22 protein-coding genes are annotated in these 19,642 nt (G+C 66.4%); 1 reads left to right on the top strand and 21 read right to left on the bottom strand.

All coding sequences use genetic code 11. The features are described from left to right. Positions 1-4: 4 nt before the first annotated feature. From MMAR10_RS04895 to MMAR10_RS04795, 21 genes are all read right to left on the bottom strand, one after another. On the bottom strand, positions 5-1,438 hold the full coding sequence (locus MMAR10_RS04895; protein WP_011642884.1) for a sensor histidine kinase: 1,434 nt from the start codon (positions 1,436-1,438) through the stop codon (positions 5-7). A 6-nt stretch (positions 1,439-1,444) separates the two neighbouring features. Beyond that, positions 1,445-2,116 carry a response regulator transcription factor gene (locus MMAR10_RS04890; protein ID WP_011642883.1) on the bottom strand — a complete coding sequence of 224 codons (672 nt, stop codon included), beginning with the start codon at positions 2,114-2,116 and terminating at the stop codon, positions 1,445-1,447. 16 nt (positions 2,117-2,132) lie between these two features. Then, positions 2,133-3,653 carry a Do family serine endopeptidase gene (locus MMAR10_RS04885; RefSeq protein ID WP_011642882.1) on the bottom strand — a complete coding sequence of 507 codons (1,521 nt, stop codon included), beginning with the start codon at positions 3,651-3,653 and terminating at the stop codon, positions 2,133-2,135. A 101-nt stretch (positions 3,654-3,754) separates the two neighbouring features. Next, a complete protein-coding gene (locus tag MMAR10_RS04880; protein WP_011642881.1) occupies positions 3,755-4,984 on the bottom strand; it encodes a bifunctional alpha/beta hydrolase/OsmC family protein in 1,230 nt (409 codons plus the stop codon). Between the two features lie 82 nt (positions 4,985-5,066). Beyond that, positions 5,067-5,543 carry a cytochrome c maturation protein CcmE gene (gene ccmE / locus MMAR10_RS04875; RefSeq protein WP_011642880.1) on the bottom strand — a complete coding sequence of 159 codons (477 nt, stop codon included), beginning with the start codon at positions 5,541-5,543 and terminating at the stop codon, positions 5,067-5,069. Beyond that, positions 5,540-6,196 carry a DUF938 domain-containing protein gene (locus MMAR10_RS04870; protein WP_011642879.1) on the bottom strand — a complete coding sequence of 219 codons (657 nt, stop codon included), beginning with the start codon at positions 6,194-6,196 and terminating at the stop codon, positions 5,540-5,542. The genes ccmE and MMAR10_RS04870 overlap by 4 nt, the downstream gene beginning before the upstream one ends. 58 nt (positions 6,197-6,254) lie before the next feature. After that, positions 6,255-7,562 (bottom strand): hypothetical protein, encoded by a 1,308-nt coding sequence (locus tag MMAR10_RS04865; RefSeq protein ID WP_150099711.1) that lies wholly within the window; start codon positions 7,560-7,562, stop codon positions 6,255-6,257. A gap of 114 nt (positions 7,563-7,676) precedes the next feature. Continuing rightward, positions 7,677-9,062, bottom strand: coding sequence for a sensor histidine kinase (locus MMAR10_RS04860; RefSeq protein ID WP_011642877.1), 1,386 nt, complete (start codon positions 9,060-9,062; stop codon positions 7,677-7,679). Then, entirely contained in the window at positions 9,059-9,736 is a 678-nt protein-coding gene (locus MMAR10_RS04855) for a response regulator transcription factor (protein WP_011642876.1), read from the bottom strand. The genes MMAR10_RS04860 and MMAR10_RS04855 overlap by 4 nt, the downstream gene beginning before the upstream one ends. Positions 9,737-9,745: 9 nt before the next feature. Beyond that, positions 9,746-10,090, bottom strand: a complete 345-nt coding sequence (locus MMAR10_RS16045; RefSeq protein ID WP_011642875.1) for a PepSY domain-containing protein — start codon at positions 10,088-10,090, stop codon at positions 9,746-9,748. Between the two features lie 64 nt (positions 10,091-10,154). Next, positions 10,155-11,072: a DnaJ C-terminal domain-containing protein gene (locus tag MMAR10_RS04845; protein ID WP_041637299.1), complete on the bottom strand. Its 918-nt coding sequence runs from the start codon at positions 11,070-11,072 to the stop codon at positions 10,155-10,157. Positions 11,073-11,158: 86 nt separating this feature from the next. Further along, positions 11,159-14,917 carry a baseplate multidomain protein megatron gene (locus MMAR10_RS04840; RefSeq protein WP_011642873.1) on the bottom strand — a complete coding sequence of 1,253 codons (3,759 nt, stop codon included), beginning with the start codon at positions 14,915-14,917 and terminating at the stop codon, positions 11,159-11,161. Beyond that, positions 14,899-15,414, bottom strand: coding sequence for an NlpC/P60 family protein (locus MMAR10_RS04835; RefSeq protein ID WP_011642872.1), 516 nt, complete (start codon positions 15,412-15,414; stop codon positions 14,899-14,901). The genes MMAR10_RS04840 and MMAR10_RS04835 overlap by 19 nt, the downstream gene beginning before the upstream one ends. After that, complete coding sequence (locus tag MMAR10_RS04830) at positions 15,411-16,079, bottom strand: DUF2163 domain-containing protein (RefSeq protein WP_011642871.1); 669 nt, start codon at positions 16,077-16,079, stop codon at positions 15,411-15,413. The genes MMAR10_RS04835 and MMAR10_RS04830 overlap by 4 nt, the downstream gene beginning before the upstream one ends. Before the next feature lie 30 nt (positions 16,080-16,109). Further along, positions 16,110-16,736 carry a DUF2460 domain-containing protein gene (locus MMAR10_RS04825; protein ID WP_011642870.1) on the bottom strand — a complete coding sequence of 209 codons (627 nt, stop codon included), beginning with the start codon at positions 16,734-16,736 and terminating at the stop codon, positions 16,110-16,112. Further along, a complete protein-coding gene (locus MMAR10_RS04820) occupies positions 16,733-17,257 on the bottom strand; it encodes a phage tail tape measure C-terminal domain-containing protein (protein WP_011642869.1) in 525 nt (174 codons plus the stop codon). The genes MMAR10_RS04825 and MMAR10_RS04820 overlap by 4 nt, the downstream gene beginning before the upstream one ends. After that, positions 17,254-17,454: a phage tail assembly chaperone gene (locus MMAR10_RS04815; protein WP_011642868.1), complete on the bottom strand. Its 201-nt coding sequence runs from the start codon at positions 17,452-17,454 to the stop codon at positions 17,254-17,256. The genes MMAR10_RS04820 and MMAR10_RS04815 overlap by 4 nt, the downstream gene beginning before the upstream one ends. Then, on the bottom strand, positions 17,451-17,720 hold the full coding sequence (locus MMAR10_RS04810; RefSeq protein WP_011642867.1) for a GTA-gp10 family protein: 270 nt from the start codon (positions 17,718-17,720) through the stop codon (positions 17,451-17,453). Before MMAR10_RS04810 ends, MMAR10_RS04815 begins: the two co-directional genes overlap by 4 nt. Before the next feature lies 1 nt (position 17,721). Next, positions 17,722-18,138 carry a phage major tail protein, TP901-1 family gene (locus MMAR10_RS04805; protein WP_011642866.1) on the bottom strand — a complete coding sequence of 139 codons (417 nt, stop codon included), beginning with the start codon at positions 18,136-18,138 and terminating at the stop codon, positions 17,722-17,724. After that, a complete protein-coding gene (locus MMAR10_RS04800) occupies positions 18,135-18,584 on the bottom strand; it encodes a DUF3168 domain-containing protein (protein WP_011642865.1) in 450 nt (149 codons plus the stop codon). Before MMAR10_RS04800 ends, MMAR10_RS04805 begins: the two co-directional genes overlap by 4 nt. Then, complete coding sequence (locus MMAR10_RS04795; RefSeq protein WP_011642864.1) at positions 18,581-19,159, bottom strand: head-tail connector protein; 579 nt, start codon at positions 19,157-19,159, stop codon at positions 18,581-18,583. Before MMAR10_RS04795 ends, MMAR10_RS04800 begins: the two co-directional genes overlap by 4 nt. Before the next feature lie 40 nt (positions 19,160-19,199). Here MMAR10_RS04795 and MMAR10_RS04790 point away from each other — a divergent pair, with 40 nt between their 5' ends. After that, a complete protein-coding gene (locus MMAR10_RS04790; RefSeq protein ID WP_041636799.1) occupies positions 19,200-19,493 on the top strand; it encodes a hypothetical protein in 294 nt (97 codons plus the stop codon). Positions 19,494-19,642 lie beyond the last annotated feature (149 nt).

Here is a 19,642-nt window from a genome sequence, read left to right as displayed (position 1 = left end):
TGGCTCACCCCTCAGCGGGCGCCTTGGGAAAGCTGAGTGAGGCGCGCAGGCCGGGACCATGGCCGTCGGACACGACGCCGGGCCCTTCCGCCAGTTCGAACTCGCCATTGTGCACGTCGACAATGGCCTGGACCAGGGACAGTCCAAGCCCGGAACCCGGCTGGGTGCGGGAATTGTCCAGCCGCACAAAGCGCTGGGTGACACGATCACGGTCGGCAGCCGGAATGCCCGGCCCGGTATCGGTGACCGAGAACTCGATCCGACCGCCACCCGTCTCGCGCAGGCGCAGGGTCACCGCCTCGCCGGTCGGGGTGTATTTGACCGCATTGTCGAGAATATTGGCGAGGGCCTGCGACAGCAGGCCCCGATCGCCCAGCATCGACAGGCCGCTCTGGATCTCGCTGTTGAAGGCCAGCCCTTCATCCTCGCAGACAGGCTCGTAGAGCTCGGCCAGGTCGGCGGCGATATCGGCCGGGTCGAGGCGCTGGATCGAGGCACGGCTCTCACCCGCCTCCAGACGCGACAGCGACAGGATGGCGTTGAAGATGCCCAGCAGCTCGTCGGTATCGGCAACGGCACGTTCAAGCGCCTGCTCGCGCGTGTCGGCGTCTCCATCCTCGCGCAGCGCCTCGTCGAGCCGGTTGCGCATGCGGGTCAGCGGAGTGCGCAGGTCATGGGCGATGCTGTCGCCCGTGTGGCGCATGCGGTGCATCAACGCCTCGACCCGGTCGAGCATGTTGTTGAAATTCTCGGACAGCTCGTCCAGCTCGTCGCCGGTGAAGTTTCGCGGCGCCCGGGGTTGCAGGTCCCCGGCCTTGACCCGCCGGGCGACCGTATTGATGCGGTCGAGGCGGCGCACGAAACGCCGGCTGACGAAGATCCCGGTCGCCACACCCAGCGCCAGTGCCAGCGCCGAGGCGGCCAGGATGGTGTTGAGCATCCGCGATATCAGTCGCGTTTCCTCGTCGACATCGAGACCGACATAGAGCCGGTAACCGGACGGCAGCTCGATGATACGGCCCCGAGCGGTGCGATCATCCTTGCCGTCCTCACCATCACTGTCACCGGCGGCAGGCCGTCGATAGGTGAACTGGACCCGGCCTTCATCATCGGGCTGGACCTCGGGCAGATAGGTCAGATTACCCGACAGGCTGCGCCCGGTGGGGTGGACGAGCAGGTAGAGATAGTCGGCACCGCCGCCGACGGTTCGTTCAAGGATATAGCGATTGACCGTGCGTATCCCGCCAGCCTGGAAGCTGGCATCCAGGGCGACGACTTCCTCGTTGATCGCACTATCGGCACGGCGCAGCACCATGCCGGCCGAGGCCGCATAGACAAAGCCCAGCGTGACAAAACTCGACAGGGCGAACAGGGCCGCCGACAGAAGCGTCTGCCGGAAGGCCGTTGTCCGAAGAAAGGCGGCACCGCGCGCCGTCATGCCGGATCAGGCCTGCAGACGGTAACCGGCTCCGCGCACCGTGTGCAGCAACGAGCGCGGGAAGGGTTTGTCGATCTTCGAGCGCAGACGCGAAATGTGCACATCAATGACATTGGTCTGGGGGTCGAAATGATAGTCCCAGACTTTTTCCAGCAACATGGTGCGGGTCACCACCTGGCCGGAATGCTTCATCAGGAATTCCAGCAAGCGGAATTCGCGGGGCTGGAGCAGGATGTCCTCGCCCTCACGGATCACCGTGCGGGCCAGCAGGTCCATTTCCAGATCACCGACCACCAGCTTGGTCCGGACGGTATCCGGATCACGGCGACGGGCCAGGGCCTCGACGCGGGCCAGCAATTCGGCAAAGGCGTAGGGCTTGACCAGATAGTCATCGCCGCCCGCCTTCAGCCCTTCGACACGGTCATCGACCTCGCCGAGGGCAGAGAGGATGAGGACCGGGGTGCGATCATCGTCGGCGCGCAGCGCCTCGACCATCGAAAGCCCGTCCATGCGCGGCATCATGCGGTCAACAACGAGCACGTCGTATTCCGCGGCGCGGGCCATTTCCAGGCCCTCTTCGCCGTCACCGGCATGGTCGGCCACATGGCCGCTTTCGCGAAGGCCCTTGCGGATATAGCTGGCTGCTTCGCGGTCGTCTTCAACGATCAGAATGCGCACCCCGATCTCCTTTTCTCTAGTCGGCAGAGCCGAGTTGCAGGGCGACATAGCGCTGACCGCCACGTCCCTCGACCAGCAGCAGGATGGCGCTGCGACCGTCTTCACGGGCTTCATCGGCGATGGCACGGAGGGCCTCGGCGTCGGCAACAGAATTGCCACCCGCTTCCAGGATGATGTCGCCGACCTGGACACCCTTGCGGGCGGCCTCGCTGCCCGGCTCGATCTCGTCGACCACCACGCCGCTGACTTCAGCGCCAAGGCCGCGGACCTCACGGTCCTCCTCAGCGAGCGGCGCCATCGACATGCCGAACACGGAAGTCCGTGCCGGAGCCGCATCAACACTGCTCATGCTGGCCAGTTGTTCCTCGCCCGGGCGATCACCCAGCGTGGCACGGATGGTCCGCTCGCGGCCGTCACGCAGCACCAGGAAGCGGACATCGCCGCCGGCCTGGATATTGCCGACGCGGCGGGTCAGGTCGCGCGAACCGTCAACGGCCTCGCCATCGATTTCCAGCACCACATCCTCGCGCTCGAAACCGGCGCGGTCGGCGGGGCCGCCCTCGACGATCGAGCTGATGATGGCGCCGGTCGTGCCCTCAAGGCCCAGCGCTTCGGCAATGTCCTCGGTGACATTCTGGATCGAGACACCCAGCCAGCCGCGCGCCACCCGGCCATCATCGCGCAGATCGCCGACGATGCGGGCCGCGACGTCGGAGGGAATGGCAAAGCCGATGCCGACATTGCCGCCAGACGGCGAGAAGATTTGCGAGTTCACGCCGATCACATTGCCGTTGAGGTCAAAGGTCGGGCCGCCGGAATTGCCGCGATTGATCGAGGCGTCGGTCTGGATGAAGTCATTATAGGTGGAATTGCCGATCGGACGACCGATGGCCGAGATGATACCGGCTGTTGCCGTACCGCCGAGACCGAAGGGATTGCCGACCGCGACGACCCAGTCGCCAACCCGGTAGTTCGGGTTCTCTTCCAGCCGCACAAACGGGAAATCAGTCTCGCCATCGACCTTGAGCAGCGCCAGGTCGGTCTGCGGATCGGTACCAATGACGCGGGCAGGAAACTCCTCGCCCTCGGCCGTTCCGATGGTGATCTCGTCGGCATTGGCCACCACATGGTGATTGGTCACCAGATATCCGTCAGCCGAGATGAAGAAGCCGGATCCCAGCGACTGGCGCGGTTGCGGCTGCGGCGCCTGGCGCTGGCCGCCGAACTGGCGCTCCATCCATTCGCGCATTTGCGGGGGGAGATTGTCGAGGTCGGGTCCATTGCCGCCGCCAAAGGGCGAGCTCTCGACCAGTCCGCTGACCTGAACCGTGACCACGGACGGGCTGACGGTTTCGATCAGGTCGGCAAAGGACAGCGGTGCGCCGGCCGGGACGGCAGCCGCCAGGGGCGGCGCCTCGGACGACTGGACGGCGTAGGCCTCGCCCATCGAGCGATCCAGGAGACTTCCTGCTGCCAGCGCGGACAGGACCAGAAGCGAAACTCCGCCGAGGCGGCGTATGCGATCAACCGAAATCATGAGTGTCGACGACCTTTCCATTGCGATTAGGAGCACAATTTCACGCGGCGGGACTAACCCCCGCGTGACTCAAACATTACAATAACATTACAGATGGTAACTTACCCGTCATCTTTCAAACGGGTCCGCACGACAACCGGGCTGTGCAGGGTCCGATGCACCGGGCATTTGTCGGCGATCTCGAGGAGGCGGGCCGTCTGGGCCGCATCAAGCTCACCCTCCAGCGTGATCTCCCGCTCGAAGATGTCGACATGGCGTTCCTGGCCGTCGACGCAGTCGGCGCAGTCATCGGCATGGCCCTTGTGATGACCGGTACTGACCGTGACCCGGTCCAGCGGCAGGCCCTTGCGGTCGGCATACATGCGCAGGGTCATCGAGGTACAGCTGCCCAGCGCTGCGCTGAGATAGCCATAGGGCGACGGACCGGCATCCAGGCCACCGACCGAAGCCGGCTCATCGGCCAGCATCACATGCTCGCCGGCAACCACATGGTTCTCATAGGGGCCGGCACCGGTTTCCCGGACGACGACCACCCCCTCGCCTGCGGATTCCGGCGGCTCGGGCCGGGTCTCGGGCAGATAGCGCTCGGCCCAGGCGGCAATCATGTCGGCGGCGTATTCGGCATCCGGCCGGTTTCCCAGCAGATGATCGGCATCATCAAGGCTGACAAAGCTCTTGGGGTGTCTGGCGGCGCGAAACAGCCGGGACGCATTGTCGATAGCGACAATGGCATCGGTGGGGGCATGCAACAGCAGCAGGGGGCGGTGCAAGGCCGCCGCGGCGTCTTCCACCCTGTGCCCGCCAATATCGTCGAGAAACTGCTTCTTGAGCGTGAAGGTCCGACCGGCCAGTTCCACCCGGGCCACGCCCTCGCGTTCAATGGCGTCGACATCGGCGGCAAACTGCTGCGTCACATGCGCGGCGTCGGCCGGCGCACCGATCGTCGCCACCGCACGAACCGATGGCAGCTGACCCGCCGCCGCGATCACCGCCGCCCCGCCCAGTGAATGCCCGATCAAGAGGGACGGCGCCGCGTGCTCGGCTTCCAGATAGCCGGCAGCGGCGATCAGGTCGGCGATGTTGGAGGAGAAATTGGTATTGGCGAAATCGCCATCCGACTGTCCCAGCCCGGTGAAGTCGAAGCGCAGCACAGCGAAACCCGCAGCCGTCAGCCGCCGGGCGATCCGGCTTGCTGCGAGAATGTCCTTGGAACAGGAAAAGCAATGCGCGAACAGCGCATACGCCCGCGGCCGGCCATGCGGCATTTCAAGCCGGGCGGCGAGCGTCTCGCCAAGGGCGCCTTCAAAATCAACACGTCGGGTCTGTGCCATTGCCTGTCTCCTTCAGCCAGCTTGGAGGTAAGGCGTCCACGATGGCATGCAAGACACAAGCGCTTGAGCGCGAGGACAGGCCTCAGCGACTATCGCCATCGCCAGCTGCCGACGGCGTCTCGCCCTCACCCTGCCAGACGCCGGCCTCACGCAGGGCCTCAGCGACTTCCGGCGGCATATAGGTCTCATCATGCTTGGCCAACACCGTGCGGGCCTGCAACACGCCGTCAGCAGCGAAACGCCCCTCGACCACAACCCCCTGCCCTTCACGGAACAGGTCGGGCAGCAGGCCGGCATATTCCACCTGCACATTCTCGACCCGGTCGGTGATCACGAAACGGGTCGCGCCGCTGGCCGCCTCGCCCACCGATTCTTCCAGCACCAGTCCGCCGACGCGGATCCGGGCTTCGATGCCTGGATGTTCCGCCGCGATCTCGCTGGGCGAATAGAAGAAGACCACGGCACTGCGCAGCGCCATGAGACCGAGCCCGACCGCAACCACCAGAACGATCGCCGAGGCGGCAATGGTAGCGAGACGTCGATTGCGATGCCGCATCATTCCGGCTCCCGGCGTTGAAAGATGAGCATGAGATTATTGGCCGGCATGTCGACCCGTTCGACCAGGACGAGGCCGTGCGAAGCCAGCAGCGTCGTGACCGCGTCCAGCGGGCGCACACCCCATTCCGGATTGCGTGATTTCAGCGACGCGTCAAAGGCCAGGTTTGACGGCGCGGTCTCGTCGCCGAGCAGATAGGGGCCGTACAGCACGAGATGGCCGCCCGGCCGCAGCCGGTCCTGCGCCAGCGAGGCGAGAGCCTCGGCCACCGCCCATGGAGCGATATGGATGACATTCATGCAGACCAGCGCGTCGAAACCGTCAATCGCGACAAGCGTCTGCGGGCGCAGGAGATCGATTTCGAGCGGTGCCAGGATCGCGCCACCGACCTCACCGGCCCAGGCGGCCTGGCTGTCGCGCGAGGCCGCATCGGGGTCGCTGGGCTGCCAACTCAGATCCGGGCGGGCCTGACAGGCCGCCACCGCATGCTCACCGGTTCCCGAGCCGATTTCCAGCACCGAGGCACCGGTCGGCAGGACCCGGGCCAGAACCTCGGCAATGGCATCGCGATTGCGCGCCGCGCTGGGCGAATACAGGCGACCCTGCTCGCTCGCGCGATCCTCAAGGGCAATGGGGGATTTGGGAGGCTGGACCATGACAACGAACTACGTTGCACAGAGCGGCAGTGCAAGGCGGAGGGATGCAGTCGGGACGCTATGCCGCGGTCGCGGCAACACCGCGCCGTCGCAGCAGCGACGCGGCCTCGTCATGCCCCGCACTTTCCATCAGGCGGATGGTGATATCCAGCCCGTCCTGAGCGGTGGTGCGGTTCTGGCCTTCACTGGAGGCAACCAGATCGACCAGCATCTCGCCGGCCTCCTGCATGCGCTTTTCGGCCGCATCGGCGATGCGTTTCTGGGTCGAGGCGATCGCAGCGGCCGTCGCATGTACCCGGCATTTTCCGAGGAAGTAGAGCAGGCCATCGGCCTTGTCGACGGCGGCGGCGGGCGGGATCTGGGCCGGTATGACCCTCCCGCTGCGCCCGCGGCGCGGTTCGGGCAGACCGGCATCGAGCGCCAGGGGGACCTTGGCGAGGATCTTCTCGACATTCGTCGAGGCCTCGGCCCGCAATCCGAACAGGGCGCGGCCCCAGCGTCCATCCTTGCGGATACCGAATTCGGCCGCCATGCCGGTTGAAAACGCGACGAAACGGTCAAACACCAGATAACAGGCCTTGGCCTCTTCGAGCGTTTGCGGCGGCTGTTTCAGACGGGCTGCGAAATAGCCGGTATCGCCGAGCACGGCGTCGCCGACCGCGGCCAGCTCCGTCTTCTGCACGACCAGGTCATCATCCCGGCGACCGATCCGCTTGACCACGCGGAAAATCTGCCAGGGACTTTCCAGTCGACCCATGGTCAGGAGCAGGACCCACAAGGCGGCCTCGGCATTCGATTCCACCATCTCCTCATGCAACTGCTTGACCAGCAGCGACAGCTCGTCGTCGAAATCCTCGATCTTGTCCGGCAATTGGCCCATGGCGCTGGCGATTTGCTCGCAATTGTTCAGCAGGATGATCGCATCGCTCAGCATCGCCCGGCCTTCGCCGCCGAACCGTTTGAGCAACGCGGTCATGTCCTTGGGCACGCGATCGGCCTTGTGAACCGCATCTGCCAGCGCCGCACCGGCCTGACGGCGAAAATCGAACCAGATCGGATCCCGCTCCGGCCGTTTGCACTTCTTGGCAGTCTCGACCATGTCCTTGGCCAGATGGCGCCCCATCCAACCCCAGATCTTCGACAGGTCCTCGGCCGAGAAACGAAAACGCGACGGCGGGATCAGCGCCGAATCGCCAACCAGGGGACGCAGGGGGGCCAGGACATAGGCCTTCGCCATGTCGCCCGCGGGCGGCCGCATGGCTTCCTCAAGCTCGGAAAAAATGGTGTCGAGCGCCGCCGACGCCGGATCACTCGCGGCGGCCGCCTTGGTTGTGGCTCTTAATGCCGCCCGCATTTTCTCGGGCATGCTGCGCCACAGCGCTTCGAGTTTGGCTCGCTGAGAAGGCGAGAGATTGGCCATGATCCAGAATACACAGTCTTTTGCTAATCCTAGTCTTCAACCACTTCGGTTAATGACCACTTAGCGACCAGTCGCCGGCAATCCAATACGGGCCGCCAGTCCGCCGAGTTCTGATCTCGACAAGCTGAGTTCTCCACCATAGGCCTTGGCCAGATCCGAAACAATTGCCAGACCAAGACCCGAGCCCGGTGCCTGCTCGTCCAGCCGGACCCCGCGCTGCAGGGCGGCTTCGCACTGCTGCGGGTCGAGGCCCGGACCGTCATCCTCGATTATCACGGCCAGTTCCCGGGCCGCCGTCCGGCGGGCCACCACATGGACCTCACCGCCCGACCACTTGCAGGCATTGTCCATCAGATTGCCGATCATCTCTTCAAGGTCCTGGCGCTCACCCTTGAAATTGAGACCCTCCTCGGCCTCGACGGTAATCCGGATACCACGTGCGGCATTGATCTTTTCCAGCGTCCGCGCGAGGTCGCTCACAGTCGACGCAACCGGCGTACGCGCACCGACGGCCTTGGCGTGGGCCGCGGCCCGGGCGCGGCGCAGATGATGTTCGACCTGTTCAGTCATCACGCCGGTCTGCCGTTCGACCATGTCGGCCAGCGCCCCTTGCGAGGTCCGCGCCTCATTGGTCAGAACGGCAATCGGTGTTTTCAGCGCGTGGGCGAGGTTGCCGACATGGGTGCGTGATCGCTCGACCAGCTCGCGCGAGTGATCGAGCATGGCATTGAGCTCGTCGGCCAGCGGCTGGAGCTCGACCGGAAACTCGCCATCAACGCGCTCCTGATTGCCCTCGCGGACTTCCGCGACGCTGGTCCGCATGCGCAGGACCGGCGCCAGACCGATCCGGACCTGGAAGAAGACACCCGCAGCAATGGCAGTGGCAAAGCCCAGGAACATGATGCCCGACGTGATGGCGAAATTTCGGACATCGCGGTCCGCGATTTCTCGATCCTCGGCCGCCATCATGATGACCATGTCCGCACGCGCCGGCAACTGCACGGCCTGTCCGGTGAGGCGCAAGGGCTCACCGCTTGGCCCCTTGGTGTCGAACGACATCACCTGTCCCGGGCTGGCCAGCAAGGAGGCCATCAGGGCGTCGGGCGGTGTCAGGGTCTCGTCCCACAGCGACCGGGACACGACCAGCGCCTGGTGTCCGCCGCCTTCCATGACGGGAGCGTCGAAAATCTGCCAGTAGCGGCCGGAGAACACGCGGTCATAGGCGGGGTCAGAGGGCCGACGGGCAAGGACAATGCCACCGCCTGGATCCGTCTCGGCGGCCGCGACGAGGGCCTCGACGACGCTGCTCAACCGGTCGTCCATCGTGCGCAGGACCGAGCGCTGATAGAGCGTGGTCAGGGCGATGGCGCCCAGAAGCAGAAGGGCCAGCGCCCAGGCAGCGGCGCCGGCAAACAGTCTGAAAGCGAGGGAGGCCCGGCGCTTCACGAAACCGGGCGTGCCACCGGATCAACCAGTCGATAGCCCAGTCCGCGCACGGTCTCGATCCGGTCGGTGCCGATCTTCTTGCGCAGACGTCCGACAAAGACCTCGATCGTATTGCTGTCGCGATCGAAATCCTGGTCGTAGATGTGCTCGACCAGCTCGGTGCGCGAAATCACCCGGTCCTGATGATGGGCCAGATAGGACAGCATGCGGAATTCGTGCGAGGTCACCTTCACCGGTGCGCCGTCGATAAAGACGCGGGCGCCGCGGGTGTCGATGGACAGGCCGCCGCATTCAATCGTCGCCGTGGTGTGACCAGCGGCGCGGCGCGTCAGGGCGCGCATGCGGGCCAGCAATTCCTCGGTATGGAAAGGCTTGGTGAGATAATCATCGGCGCCGGCATCAAAGCCCGCCACCTTTTCCGACCAGCGATCGCGCGCGGTCAGGATCAGCACCGGGAAATCGCGGCCGGCCTGGCGCCAGCGTTCCAGGACGGTGACGCCGTCCATCTTGGGCAGGCCAAGGTCCAGCACCACAACATCATAGGGTTCGGTGTCGCCCATGAAATGCCCGTCCTCGCCATCGACGGCTGCGTCGACGGCATAGCCGGCATCCTCGAGGGCCCGGCCAAGCTGACGGTTCAGATCCGGATCGTCTTCAACAACAAGCGCGCGCATGCACTCCCCCTATCGTTCAAACAGTATCTGCCCGGTCCGGGCATCGGCAACCACATCGACGCGGCGGCCGTCTCGGGTGAGAATCTTGATGACATAGCGCGGAGACGCGCCGCCCTCGAGCTCGGCATCGAGCACGTCGGCGCCGGGATAGCGGCGGCGCACTTCCGAGATCACCCGCAGTGCCGGCACCACATCACCCTGACGCCGGGCATCGCGGGCTTCAGGCGCGGTATAGCGGTCCTGCAGATTGGCATAGCCGGCCGGCTCCACGACAGCAGCGTCGTTTCCATCGGCCCGGGCGGGGGCTGCGAAGACGCTCAGAGCGCCAGCAAGGATCACAAGGTTTCTCAACATGGCACTCACAATGACGGGCTCCCCCTGAACCCGTGCTGAACAACATACTACCAAAACATCACCGTCACGAATGCAGACCCTTGCGCGGGTCATGGCCATCGGGCGGTGACCATTTTTCGAGGAAGGCCTTGAGGGCCTCATCACTCGACGGCAACGCGACCATCAGCCTGACCAGCTGGTCGCCGCGCTTGCCCTTGCTGCCCGCAAATCCCTTGCCACGCAGACGCAGCAAGGTTCCGGTCGAGGAGCCGGGCGGCACCCGCACATCAACCGGACCGTCAATGGTCGGCACGCGCACCTTGGCACCCAGCGCCGCTTCCTTGAGGCTGATCGGCAGCTCAAGACGGACATCATCGCCCGCGCGCGAAAAGAATTTGTGTTCGGCGACCTTGATCTCGATCAGCGCATCGCCCGGCTCGCCACCCATGGCAGAGGCCTCACCCTGACCGCGCAGGCGCAGCACCTGGCCATCACTGGCACCCGAGGGCACCGCGACATCGAGCGTCCGTCCGCCCGGCAAGCTGACCCGGTGCTTGCCGCCCTGGGCCGCCTGCATGAAATCGACGGTCACGGTCTGGCGCACATCAGCCCCCTTGCGCGGGGCCTGCCGCTGGCGTCCGCCACCGCCCTGTCCGCCAAAATCGGTGAACAGGTCGGAGAATATATCCTCAAACCCGCCGCGGCCCTGATGGCGCGACTGGCGGAAATTGAACGGCTTGCCGCCTGGGCCGCCGCCCATGCCTCCCATCCCGCCCATGCCCGGATGGAAGCCGGCCCGCGCCGCAGCGTCATATTCGGCCCGCTTTTCCGGGTCGGACAACAGTTTGAAGGCTTGCGAGACGTGTTTGAAACGCTCCTCGGCGGCGGCATTGCCGGGATTGGAATCGGGATGCAGCTCCTTGGCCAGCTTGCGATAAGCCTTGCGGATTTCGTCGGCGGTCGCCGTTTTGGAGACGCCGAGCGTCTTGTAGGGATCGTCCATACCCGTCTTGCCTTGCCGGTAAAGCCTGTCGGCCGCGAAGGCCATGCTTCATGTAAGGGGCTTTGCGACTGATATCAAAGCACAGCTCACAGATCGACCTCAGCCTCTGCCACCTGCCCGGGGCCGACGCGCGCCGACAGCTGCGCCACCCGCACGGTCAGATGATCGGGCACAGCCCCGAATGCCGCGACCAGATCGCTGTCGGTGAGTGTGAGAGACGGGGCCGTGAGGCCGTCCAGCAGATGCACATTACCGGCATCATCCAGCTCAACCTGCCAGGCCTCGCCCGCCTCGCCCAGCGGCACGTCGGGCGCCGACCAGTCATCCCCGCCGATACGGGTCTGCCGGATCCAGCTCAGGTTCAATGTGCCGGCGGTGCGTGTGTGGGCGAGATGGACCGGGGCCAGCGGTGTCAGGTCGGAGGCGACCGGCGGCACCTCGCGCCGGGTCGCGGCATCATCGCCCGGCGCGAAGCCGGCAGCGACGGCGACGGGTTCGAGCGGCACACCGCGCTCGTGCGGGGCCAATGTCAGCGCCTCACAGGCCGCATCCAGCACGACCAGACGGGCACCACTGACGGCTGTCCGTGACACACCATTGCCCAGCCCGCGCAACAGGCCGGTCAGCTGATAGCGCCCGGGCGCCTGCAACTGCGCATCGCAAAAGCCGATCACCTCCCAGACGCCGGGCGCGGCCTCGATGGCGATCCGGTTGGCCCCGTCCAGCACGGCGGCCGGGTCGGCACTGGCCAGCGTGCCCCAGTCCAGATCGAGCAGCACCGCATGGGCCCGGTCCCAGCGACCGACCGGCCCGGCGGGCAGGTCCCCGGCCAGCCAGCCAAGCCTCGCCGGACGGGTCAGGGTCACGGCGTGACGGTCAAACAGATGGATATCGACAGCGCCCGGCCATGACTGCGCCCAGGCGGCCACAAGGGGACCGTCCCGGCTCTCACCGGACTGGAGCGGCAGGTCGAGTAACTCCAGGGCCGGGCGCATTGACGTGCCGGGCAGAGCCGGGTCGGCTCCGGTCTCGCCTGCCGCAACGGTGACAGACTGCCCTGTCGGTCGGTGCAGGCGGGCCTGACGCACGGCGTCACCCTCCAGCGCCGCGACCTGCCAGACCGCGTCATCGACCGCGATCCGGTCACCCACCTCCACCGCCAGGAATTCGGGCGGCAGGACCAGATCGAGCCGCTCGGCCTGCGCGTGAACTGCCAGCAGGCGGTCGCCGCACCAGCGCCGGGCGGTATCGGCATCGGCAATCACCGGCACGATGAGCGAGCGTGTCGCCACCGTCCCCAGCGTGCCCCGGGCCGAGGCATGGCCGGTGCGATAGCTGGCGCGGTCGTCGTAAAAGCCCAGAGCGATATCACGGACAAGGTCCAGCGGAGCGGGATGGACGCGGGTGACGCTGTCCTCGCCCGTATCGACCGGGTCGGTGAGAGTCAGTGTATCGGCACCGCTCGCCACCCCGGCGGAGACAAAGCGCACACTGTCGGCCCCCTCGAGGACGGAGACACCCAAAAGGTCAAGCAATGGCGCCAGCGCGTCACGCGCCGGCATTGGCCGGTCCATCACATAGCCGGCGACCAGATCATGGGTGGCGGACACGTCGCGTTCGGCCAGACCGGCCGCATCGCACAACTCGTCAATGATGCGCGCGACCGGGACCAGCCCGGCGCGGCCATTGAGCCAGTGGCCCAGCCGCCAGTTTTCCCCGTCCGACCAGATTTCCGAGCGCGCCGGGAAGTCCGGCCAGGGTCGCGCATCGAAGGCCCAGACATGGGTCCACTCCGGCTCGATCATCGGGCCGCCATACAGCGCCGAGACCGGATTGGCGGCCGGATCATCCCAGTGCGCCAGCAGGACTTCCAGATAGCGCCGCTGGATCAGGTCATCGCGTGCGCCGGTGGAGTGATGGGGCGGTGCGCTCTCGGAGCTTTTCGGATCGATGAAGACATTGGGCTGATTGGCCCCCTTGTCGACCGCCGGACAACCGGTCTCGGTCAGCCAGATGGGTTTCGAGGCCGGGATCCAGCTTGTGGGTGCGACCGCGCGAACCCCGCCGGGCCGGTCGTGATGGGCGTTCGACCACCAGCCGATGAGGTCCTTGTAGCGCCAAACCCAGTCCTCGCCATGCACCGCATCGCTGATCGGCGTGCGCAGCTGGGCGTCGCGATCCTCCGGCGAGGCGTAATACCAGTCATGCCCCTCCCCGCCCGTCACCTGGCTGGCGAGATAGCTCTTGTCATGCGGGCCCAAGGCCTGCGCCGCGTCGAGATGGTCATCGCCGTCGCGCCAATCGGCCAGCGGGATGTAGAAATCGATCGCCACGGCATCAATCGCGGGGTGGGACCAGAGCGGGTCGAGATGGAATATCTTGGCCCCACCGCCGCTTTGATGACCGTGATACTCGCTCCAATCGGCCGCATAGGACAGACGCGTGGACGGGCCGAGCAGGCTGCGCGCCTCGGTCGCCAGCGCGCACAGCGCCGCGACCGCCGGATAGTTCTCACCGGCCCCGGATGTGGTCAGCGCCACCATTTCCGAACCGATCAGGAAACCGTCCACGCCGCCCGCCGCCTTTGCCAGGGCGGCGCAATGCAGGATGAAACGCCGATAGCGCCACGCGTCCGGACCGGCATAGCTCACCGTCCCGCCATTAACCGTGAAATCCGTCGCCTGCGCGGTCCCGAAAAAGGCGTCCACCTGAGCCGCAACACTGCCCGCCCCGGGCCGGATACGGCCGCGCCAGGGATAGGCGGGCTGCCCGCTACCGCCATCGGGGTCCGGCAGGGAATTGCCGTCAGCGATGTCCATCAGGATGAAGGGGTAGAGCGTGACCGCAAAGCCGCGCGCCTTGAGCGCCCCGATCAGCGCCACCACACCGGCATCATCCGGCGTGCCGCCATAGACCGGACGGTCATCAATCCGGCCGACCAGCCAGGCCGTGTCGCGCTCGGCGCCAGCCGCGCGCCAGGCTGTCGGGCGCGTCTCAGTGTCGCGATCCTCAACGCCGGGCCGGATCTCGCATTCCCCGCAGCGCAGGTCATCGCCGAACCAGGCCAGCACGATCTGCACCGAGCGGCAGGCCGGCAGGTCGCGTTCCAGATCATCGAGCGCGGCCAGCACATCACTCAGGCCGCGGGCATTATTGCGATTGACGGCTGTCTCCGCACCGGGCCCCTCCAGACGCATGACCGGGTCCGGGCTCAACGCGAACTCACCGCAGCCGGGGATGAGATTGACGCCGCGCACCTGCTGCTCCAACCCGTCCGATCCGACACCGCGAAACACCTCGACCGACAGATTGGGCAGGCGATGCCCGAACTCATCCAGCGGCAGGTCTTCGAGCACCAGATAGGCGGTGCCCCGAAAACCCGGCGCGTCAGGGCCTTCGATCGCGGTGATCAAGGGGTCGGGCAGCTGGTCGTCGCGGCCAGCATGCCAGCGCACCGGATAGCGTGACTGGTCGAGCAATGCCCCATTGGCCCAGATCCGCCCGATCCCGGAAATCTCGCCCTCACACAGACCGACGGCAAAGGAGAGCGAATAGGTGAAACCGGTCTCCTTCGGCCCGGACTTGCCGCCGCCGGAGGTCTGGGCGTGCTCGGTGAAACGGGCGGCCCAGATCACCTGGCCGGCCAGACGGGCCCGGCCCCAGACCTGGGGCATGGCAGCGCCATCGGTGGAGGTCTGGACCGGCAGTTCGAGCAGGCGCGGCCCCTCGCGTCCGGGCAGCAGCGAATTGATCGCCGCGCTGGCCGCGATCCGTCCCAGCGTCGGCAGGGCAGCGCGGGCCGCTGTCAGGGCAACCCGGCCGGCAGTCAGGACAAGTTGGGCCATGTCATCTCCTCGCGGGGTTCGGCAGGGGGCAGATCGGGAAAGGCGAAGGCAGCAACCAGTCGGCGCTGCCACCAGGGTGTCAGCGCGGTCTCGACGACGCTGCGCCGCCAATAGGCGTGGATGATCCGGTCGCGCTGCGACAGCACTGCGCAATGACGCGCCGTCCCGCCGGGCCGGTCGGCAAACAGCAGCACATCGCCCGGGCGCGGACTGTCCTTGTCGATCTCCACGAAATGGGCACAGACCGCCGCCATCAGCGCTTCGGCGAGCGGTGTCCCGGCGACATCAGGGCCATAGGGCGGAACGGTCTGCGCTTCCTGGCCGTAAAGCGTCCGCCAGATCCCGCGAATGAGGCCCAGACAGTCACAGCCCGCGCCCAGGCAACTGGCCTGGTGACCATAAGGCGTGCCGATCCAGCGCCGCGCTTCGGCCAAGGCCCGAACACGGGCCTGAACACGGGCGGTGACGTGGGCGGTGGCGCGCTTGCCCCGCCTCATCCGACCAGCCCCCGGGACGAGCCATCGCGGACCGGCTCGCTGGCCGGTGAGGCCTGCAGCACATCATTGCCGACCATGTGCGGGAAGCCGCGAAAATTGAGCGTGTTGGCGAAACGGTCGCGGCAGGTGGTGAAAGCCTGGTCACAGCCCAGCGCAAAACCGGGATGGCTGCCATCCACCGAGCAACGATGATCACCCAGCACCGCATCACAGCGACGGGCAAAGACCCGGCCGCAAACCCGGCCCAGCCGGTGGGCAAGACCCAGCAGCTCGGCCTCGAAGCGGTGATCAACGCGGCGGATCTCGCCCAGCTCGCCCTGCCCGGTCTTCACGCCGACCGGCGGATCGCTGGCCCAGTCGACGCGCCAGCTTTCCACCCGCGCACCGGACCAGATCCCGGCTTCCAGATCGTCGCGCCGCAGGACGTCATCATCCAGCGCGCCGACCAGACCGCCCTGATCCGGCGCCAACCCGGCTTCCGCCGCGACATCGCTACCGCCAAAACCACTTCCGGCACGGCAGGTCACGCCCTCAAACACCAGATCATGGTCATGATCGGTGAAGCCGAAACGGGACGCGTCAGCGCGCGTCACGATCCAGCAATCACACACTGTGGTGACGCCCTCATCGAGCGCCGCCTGGATTGATGCAGGCACGGTTTTCATGATTACCTCCGGCAGGCTTTGCGGCCGTGTTCAGACTCTGATTTCGATCAGGGGGATGGAGAGCGCCGACGCCGCACCGGGCTCGTCGAGGGCGAGGTCGAGCCGCTCACTGGCAAAGCGCACCGGCACATCAAAGGCAAAACCGGCCGTGACCGCCTGCCCGGACGCTGGCGGATCAGCCAGCGTGACCCGCCCGTTCGCCGTATCGAGCGTGAAGTCGAAAGTCTCCACGCCCTCCACGGCAACCCGGACCGAGCCCTCGACCGGCTTGGTGATGGTGCGCGTCCAAAGCTCGCCGCCGCTCTCATAATGCTTGACCAGCTGGAACTGGGTCACTGCTCCATCGCCGGTGCCAATCAGCTGGTCGGCCGGATCCGGGGCCTGGTCCGGCGCGGCGGAGCGATTGTCGAACGGATCGCGAAAGCGAAACCCGTGCAACGGCCCGCGCCGCGCCTCGAAAAACCCGATCAGTGTGTGGATATCGGTCAGCGAACGCACGCCCGGCCCGACATCATAGCGGCGGCGACTATCGGCCCAGGACGTGTTGCGTTGCTCGCGGCCGGAGACCAGCGGCACGATGTCAGTGCGCCGCTCCGGCCCGCCGCTGGCACCGACGGAAACCGAGAACGGAAAGCGGACCTCGTGAAACACAGTCATGACCAGCGCCTCCCCTCATCCACCGCCCGCGCCAAGGAGCGGGCGATCCGGCCCCGCGATTGGGCAATGGCGCGTTCGCTGCTGTCGCTTGATCCCGGCGGCAGGGTCAGGTGGATATGGACAGTCTGACCGCCACCGCCGCTGCCCGATGGGCTGACCTGACCGGCCACGCCCGGCGTGAAGAGTTCGGGACCGCGCTCACCAACCAGATAGGCGCCGCCCGGCTGCACCGGCCCGCCCTCGGCGCGGGCACCATCCGGCGTGATCGCCCCCAGCGCCCGATCGATCAGCCCGGCCAGCGGTCGTTCGATCACCTGCTGGGCAGCCAGTCGGGCGAGGTCCGCCAGGATCGCCTCGGTCATGCGCGAGAAGTCCGCCTCGCCGGAGCGGGCCGCCCGACCGAGCGCCTGCTCGATCCGGCTGCCGGCCCGCTCGAAAGCGGTCTCCAATGCCTCGGCAGCGCGTTGGCCCGCTCCGTCGGCAAAGTCCTCCAGCGGGGTATCCGGACGGGATGAGGTCATGGCCTTGCCTCCTCTGTTGTGTCCGCAAATTCAGGATCAGGAAAACGGGTCCGCAGCGCCTCCAGCCCGGCCCGGTCGAGCGGGGCCTGGCCGCCGAAAGCCGTCAGGGCGCGCCATTCGACCAGCGACAGGCGCCAGACCTGTTCCGGCACCAGTCCCAGGGCGAGGCCGGCGCGCAGGACCAGCGCCCAGTTCATGGCGCGCTGCCAAGGTCGAAACAGTCAGCCACCGCCGCAGCGGCATCGCCGATATCGATCGGGGCGGCCTTCAGCTCATCCAGGCCGATCACCTCGCCGCCGCCGCGCGCCAGCACTTCGACGATCAACAACAGGCGTCCGGCGCCCAGCGTCTCGCCAGGCGGGCAGAGCGCTTCGATTTCCGCCAGGGCTCCCAGGGTGAGGCAGAGCGTCAACGTGCGCTCACCGATGACGAGTTCGACCTCGCCGCGTTGCCGGTTGGCCATCTCACAGCGCCTCGAAGACCAGCGGTCCGGCCGAGGCCAGGCTCATCGACCAGCTCGCCTCGCCATCATGGCGGCCGGCATAGTCCAGTGCCGCGACCTGGAAGGCGCCGGTCAGCGTGCCGAAATCAGGAATGAGCAATTGCCAGCTGTCCGCTGAGCGGTCGAAAAAGGCCTGACGGATCCGCGCATCGGCTGCCGCATCGACAAACACGCCCGAGCCGGAAACAGCACAGGTCTTCAACCCCGCCCCGTCCATCAGCTCGCGCCAGCCGCCGACACTGTCGGCATTCGTCACATCGACCAGACGGGCATTAAGCGAAATCGTCTTCAGCCGCAGGCCGGCGGCCGCCGTGAAGACCGGCGGATCTCCGCCATCACCGATACGGATCAGGATATCGCGGCCGGATTGGACACTCATGGCAGGGCTCCTTCTTGGGTTTGGCTTGCACGGCCCACAACCGCGCGCAGGCGCAGAAGGCCGCGTTTCAACCGCCGCTCGCGGGTCGAGAAGACGTCGCGATAGGCGGGGTTGAGTGTGATCAGGCGCCAGGGCTCGGGCAGAGCGGGTTCGGGCAGGTTTGGAAGTGCAGCAGCGCTGACACTGTCGGCCAGGGCGTCGAGCACTGGTCCCGGCTCGCCATCGCGATACCAGACGTCCAGCCCGAGCCTGACTTCCAGCAGGCGGACGCCGTCGGCACCGCTCTCATGGGTCTCGATACGGCCCCAGCTGGCATGCGGAAAAGCGGCGCGGGTCGAGCGCTCGTCATAAAGGCGGATCGGATCTCCCAGCAGGAGCATCACCGCCGGGTCACTGGCAAACTGCGCGGTCAGGGCTTCGCGCAAGGCCTCAATGACGCCGCTCACAACATCACCGGGCGATAAGGCGCGATCAGAGCCGCCACGCCAGGCGGCAGGGCACTGGCGCCATTGGTTTCAGCCAGATGCACGGTGAGCTGGAGAATCGCTTCGCGCAGCGGCGCCGGTACATCCCCGGGCTGGTCGCCATAGCCGCAGCGAAAGCGAATCCCGATCCCTGCCGCCGCCCGGCCCGGCAGAGGCCAGCTCTGCCCCGGCCTCAGAACGAGGCGTCCCGGATCGCTCAGCGTGTCGACAAAAAACGCCGCCGGATCAATCTCCGACGGCGCATCATCCAGCCCGTACACCGTGACCGCCTCCAGCGCGATCAGGGGCGGTTTCAACAGGCGAAACCGTGTCCCGAAGGCCGACAGACGCCCCTCGCCCCACCACACATCGCGCCGCTCCAGCCAGGTCTGGGCGATCAGGGCCCGCCCCGTATCCCGCTCGACACGTGCCCGCGCGGTTTGTATCCAGTGGTTGATCGCGTCATCCTGCGACGCATCCGTCACCCGAAGGCGATCCCTGGCTTCGGACAGGCTGACAGGCTCCGTGGTGGGCGGGTCAAGGAGTGTGAGGGACATGGGGGAGAACTCCAGGAGTGAAAGAAAAGGCAATCGGCGCATGAAGCTCGATCAAAACGACTTCATTCGACTGTTTGTTCTGGTCGTTGTGCCGTTTGCGAGCTTGTTGCTGATACCAGTCGTGCTACCTCAAGCCGGCCCTTTGATCTGGGCCGGCGCGGCCGTGATCTGGGTGCCACTGGCCGCCATCTCGTGCTGGTTTCAAGCCTACCCGCTCCTCGTCCTGTGGACGCTGATGACCCAGCGACGCTGGGTCGATAGTGATCTGGACGACCGCATTGCCGCGAGCTTTAACCTTCCGGGTAATGCCGACCCGCGCCCCAGCGCGGACTGAGCCATACATTCCTTGTCGGCCAGCAGGCCGTATCCGGTTTTCCAGCTCAGGGGTGAAACCGTGCAGCGGCGGCTGCGCCGCCCTTGACCTGGAAAACCGGATACGGCGACGTCCCGGCAAGGGATGTATGGCGGGGTGGGCGCCCGGAG

This window comes from Maricaulis maris MCS10, from assembly GCF_000014745.1.
GTDB lineage: Bacteria > Pseudomonadota > Alphaproteobacteria > Caulobacterales > Maricaulaceae > Maricaulis > Maricaulis maris_A.
This window is presented reverse-complemented; position numbering and strand designations above follow the sequence as displayed.

Coding starts and splice junctions, on each gene's coding strand:
- MMAR10_RS04895 (WP_011642884.1), bottom strand. CDS start 1,438: ATGACGGCGCGCGGTGCCGCCTTTCTTCGGACAACGGCCTTCCGGCAG.
- MMAR10_RS04885 (WP_011642882.1), bottom strand. CDS start 3,653: ATGATTTCGGTTGATCGCATACGCCGCCTCGGCGGAGTTTCGCTTCTG.
- MMAR10_RS04880 (WP_011642881.1), bottom strand. CDS start 4,984: ATGGCACAGACCCGACGTGTTGATTTTGAAGGCGCCCTTGGCGAGACG.
- ccmE (WP_011642880.1), bottom strand. CDS start 5,543: ATGATGCGGCATCGCAATCGACGTCTCGCTACCATTGCCGCCTCGGCG.
- MMAR10_RS04870 (WP_011642879.1), bottom strand. CDS start 6,196: ATGGTCCAGCCTCCCAAATCCCCCATTGCCCTTGAGGATCGCGCGAGC.
- MMAR10_RS04865 (WP_150099711.1), bottom strand. CDS start 7,562: ATGCCCGAGAAAATGCGGGCGGCATTAAGAGCCACAACCAAGGCGGCC.
- MMAR10_RS04855 (WP_011642876.1), bottom strand. CDS start 9,736: ATGCGCGCGCTTGTTGTTGAAGACGATCCGGATCTGAACCGTCAGCTT.
- MMAR10_RS16045 (WP_011642875.1), bottom strand. CDS start 10,090: ATGTTGAGAAACCTTGTGATCCTTGCTGGCGCTCTGAGCGTCTTCGCA.
- MMAR10_RS04845 (WP_041637299.1), bottom strand. CDS start 11,072: ATGGACGATCCCTACAAGACGCTCGGCGTCTCCAAAACGGCGACCGCC.
- MMAR10_RS04840 (WP_011642873.1), bottom strand. CDS start 14,917: ATGGCCCAACTTGTCCTGACTGCCGGCCGGGTTGCCCTGACAGCGGCC.
- MMAR10_RS04835 (WP_011642872.1), bottom strand. CDS start 15,414: ATGAGGCGGGGCAAGCGCGCCACCGCCCACGTCACCGCCCGTGTTCAG.
- MMAR10_RS04830 (WP_011642871.1), bottom strand. CDS start 16,079: ATGAAAACCGTGCCTGCATCAATCCAGGCGGCGCTCGATGAGGGCGTC.
- MMAR10_RS04825 (WP_011642870.1), bottom strand. CDS start 16,736: ATGACTGTGTTTCACGAGGTCCGCTTTCCGTTCTCGGTTTCCGTCGGT.
- MMAR10_RS04820 (WP_011642869.1), bottom strand. CDS start 17,257: ATGACCTCATCCCGTCCGGATACCCCGCTGGAGGACTTTGCCGACGGA.
- MMAR10_RS04815 (WP_011642868.1), bottom strand. CDS start 17,454: ATGAACTGGGCGCTGGTCCTGCGCGCCGGCCTCGCCCTGGGACTGGTG.
- MMAR10_RS04810 (WP_011642867.1), bottom strand. CDS start 17,720: ATGGCCAACCGGCAACGCGGCGAGGTCGAACTCGTCATCGGTGAGCGC.
- MMAR10_RS04805 (WP_011642866.1), bottom strand. CDS start 18,138: ATGAGTGTCCAATCCGGCCGCGATATCCTGATCCGTATCGGTGATGGC.
- MMAR10_RS04795 (WP_011642864.1), bottom strand. CDS start 19,159: ATGTCCCTCACACTCCTTGACCCGCCCACCACGGAGCCTGTCAGCCTG.
- MMAR10_RS04790 (WP_041636799.1), top strand. CDS start 19,200: ATGAAGCTCGATCAAAACGACTTCATTCGACTGTTTGTTCTGGTCGTT.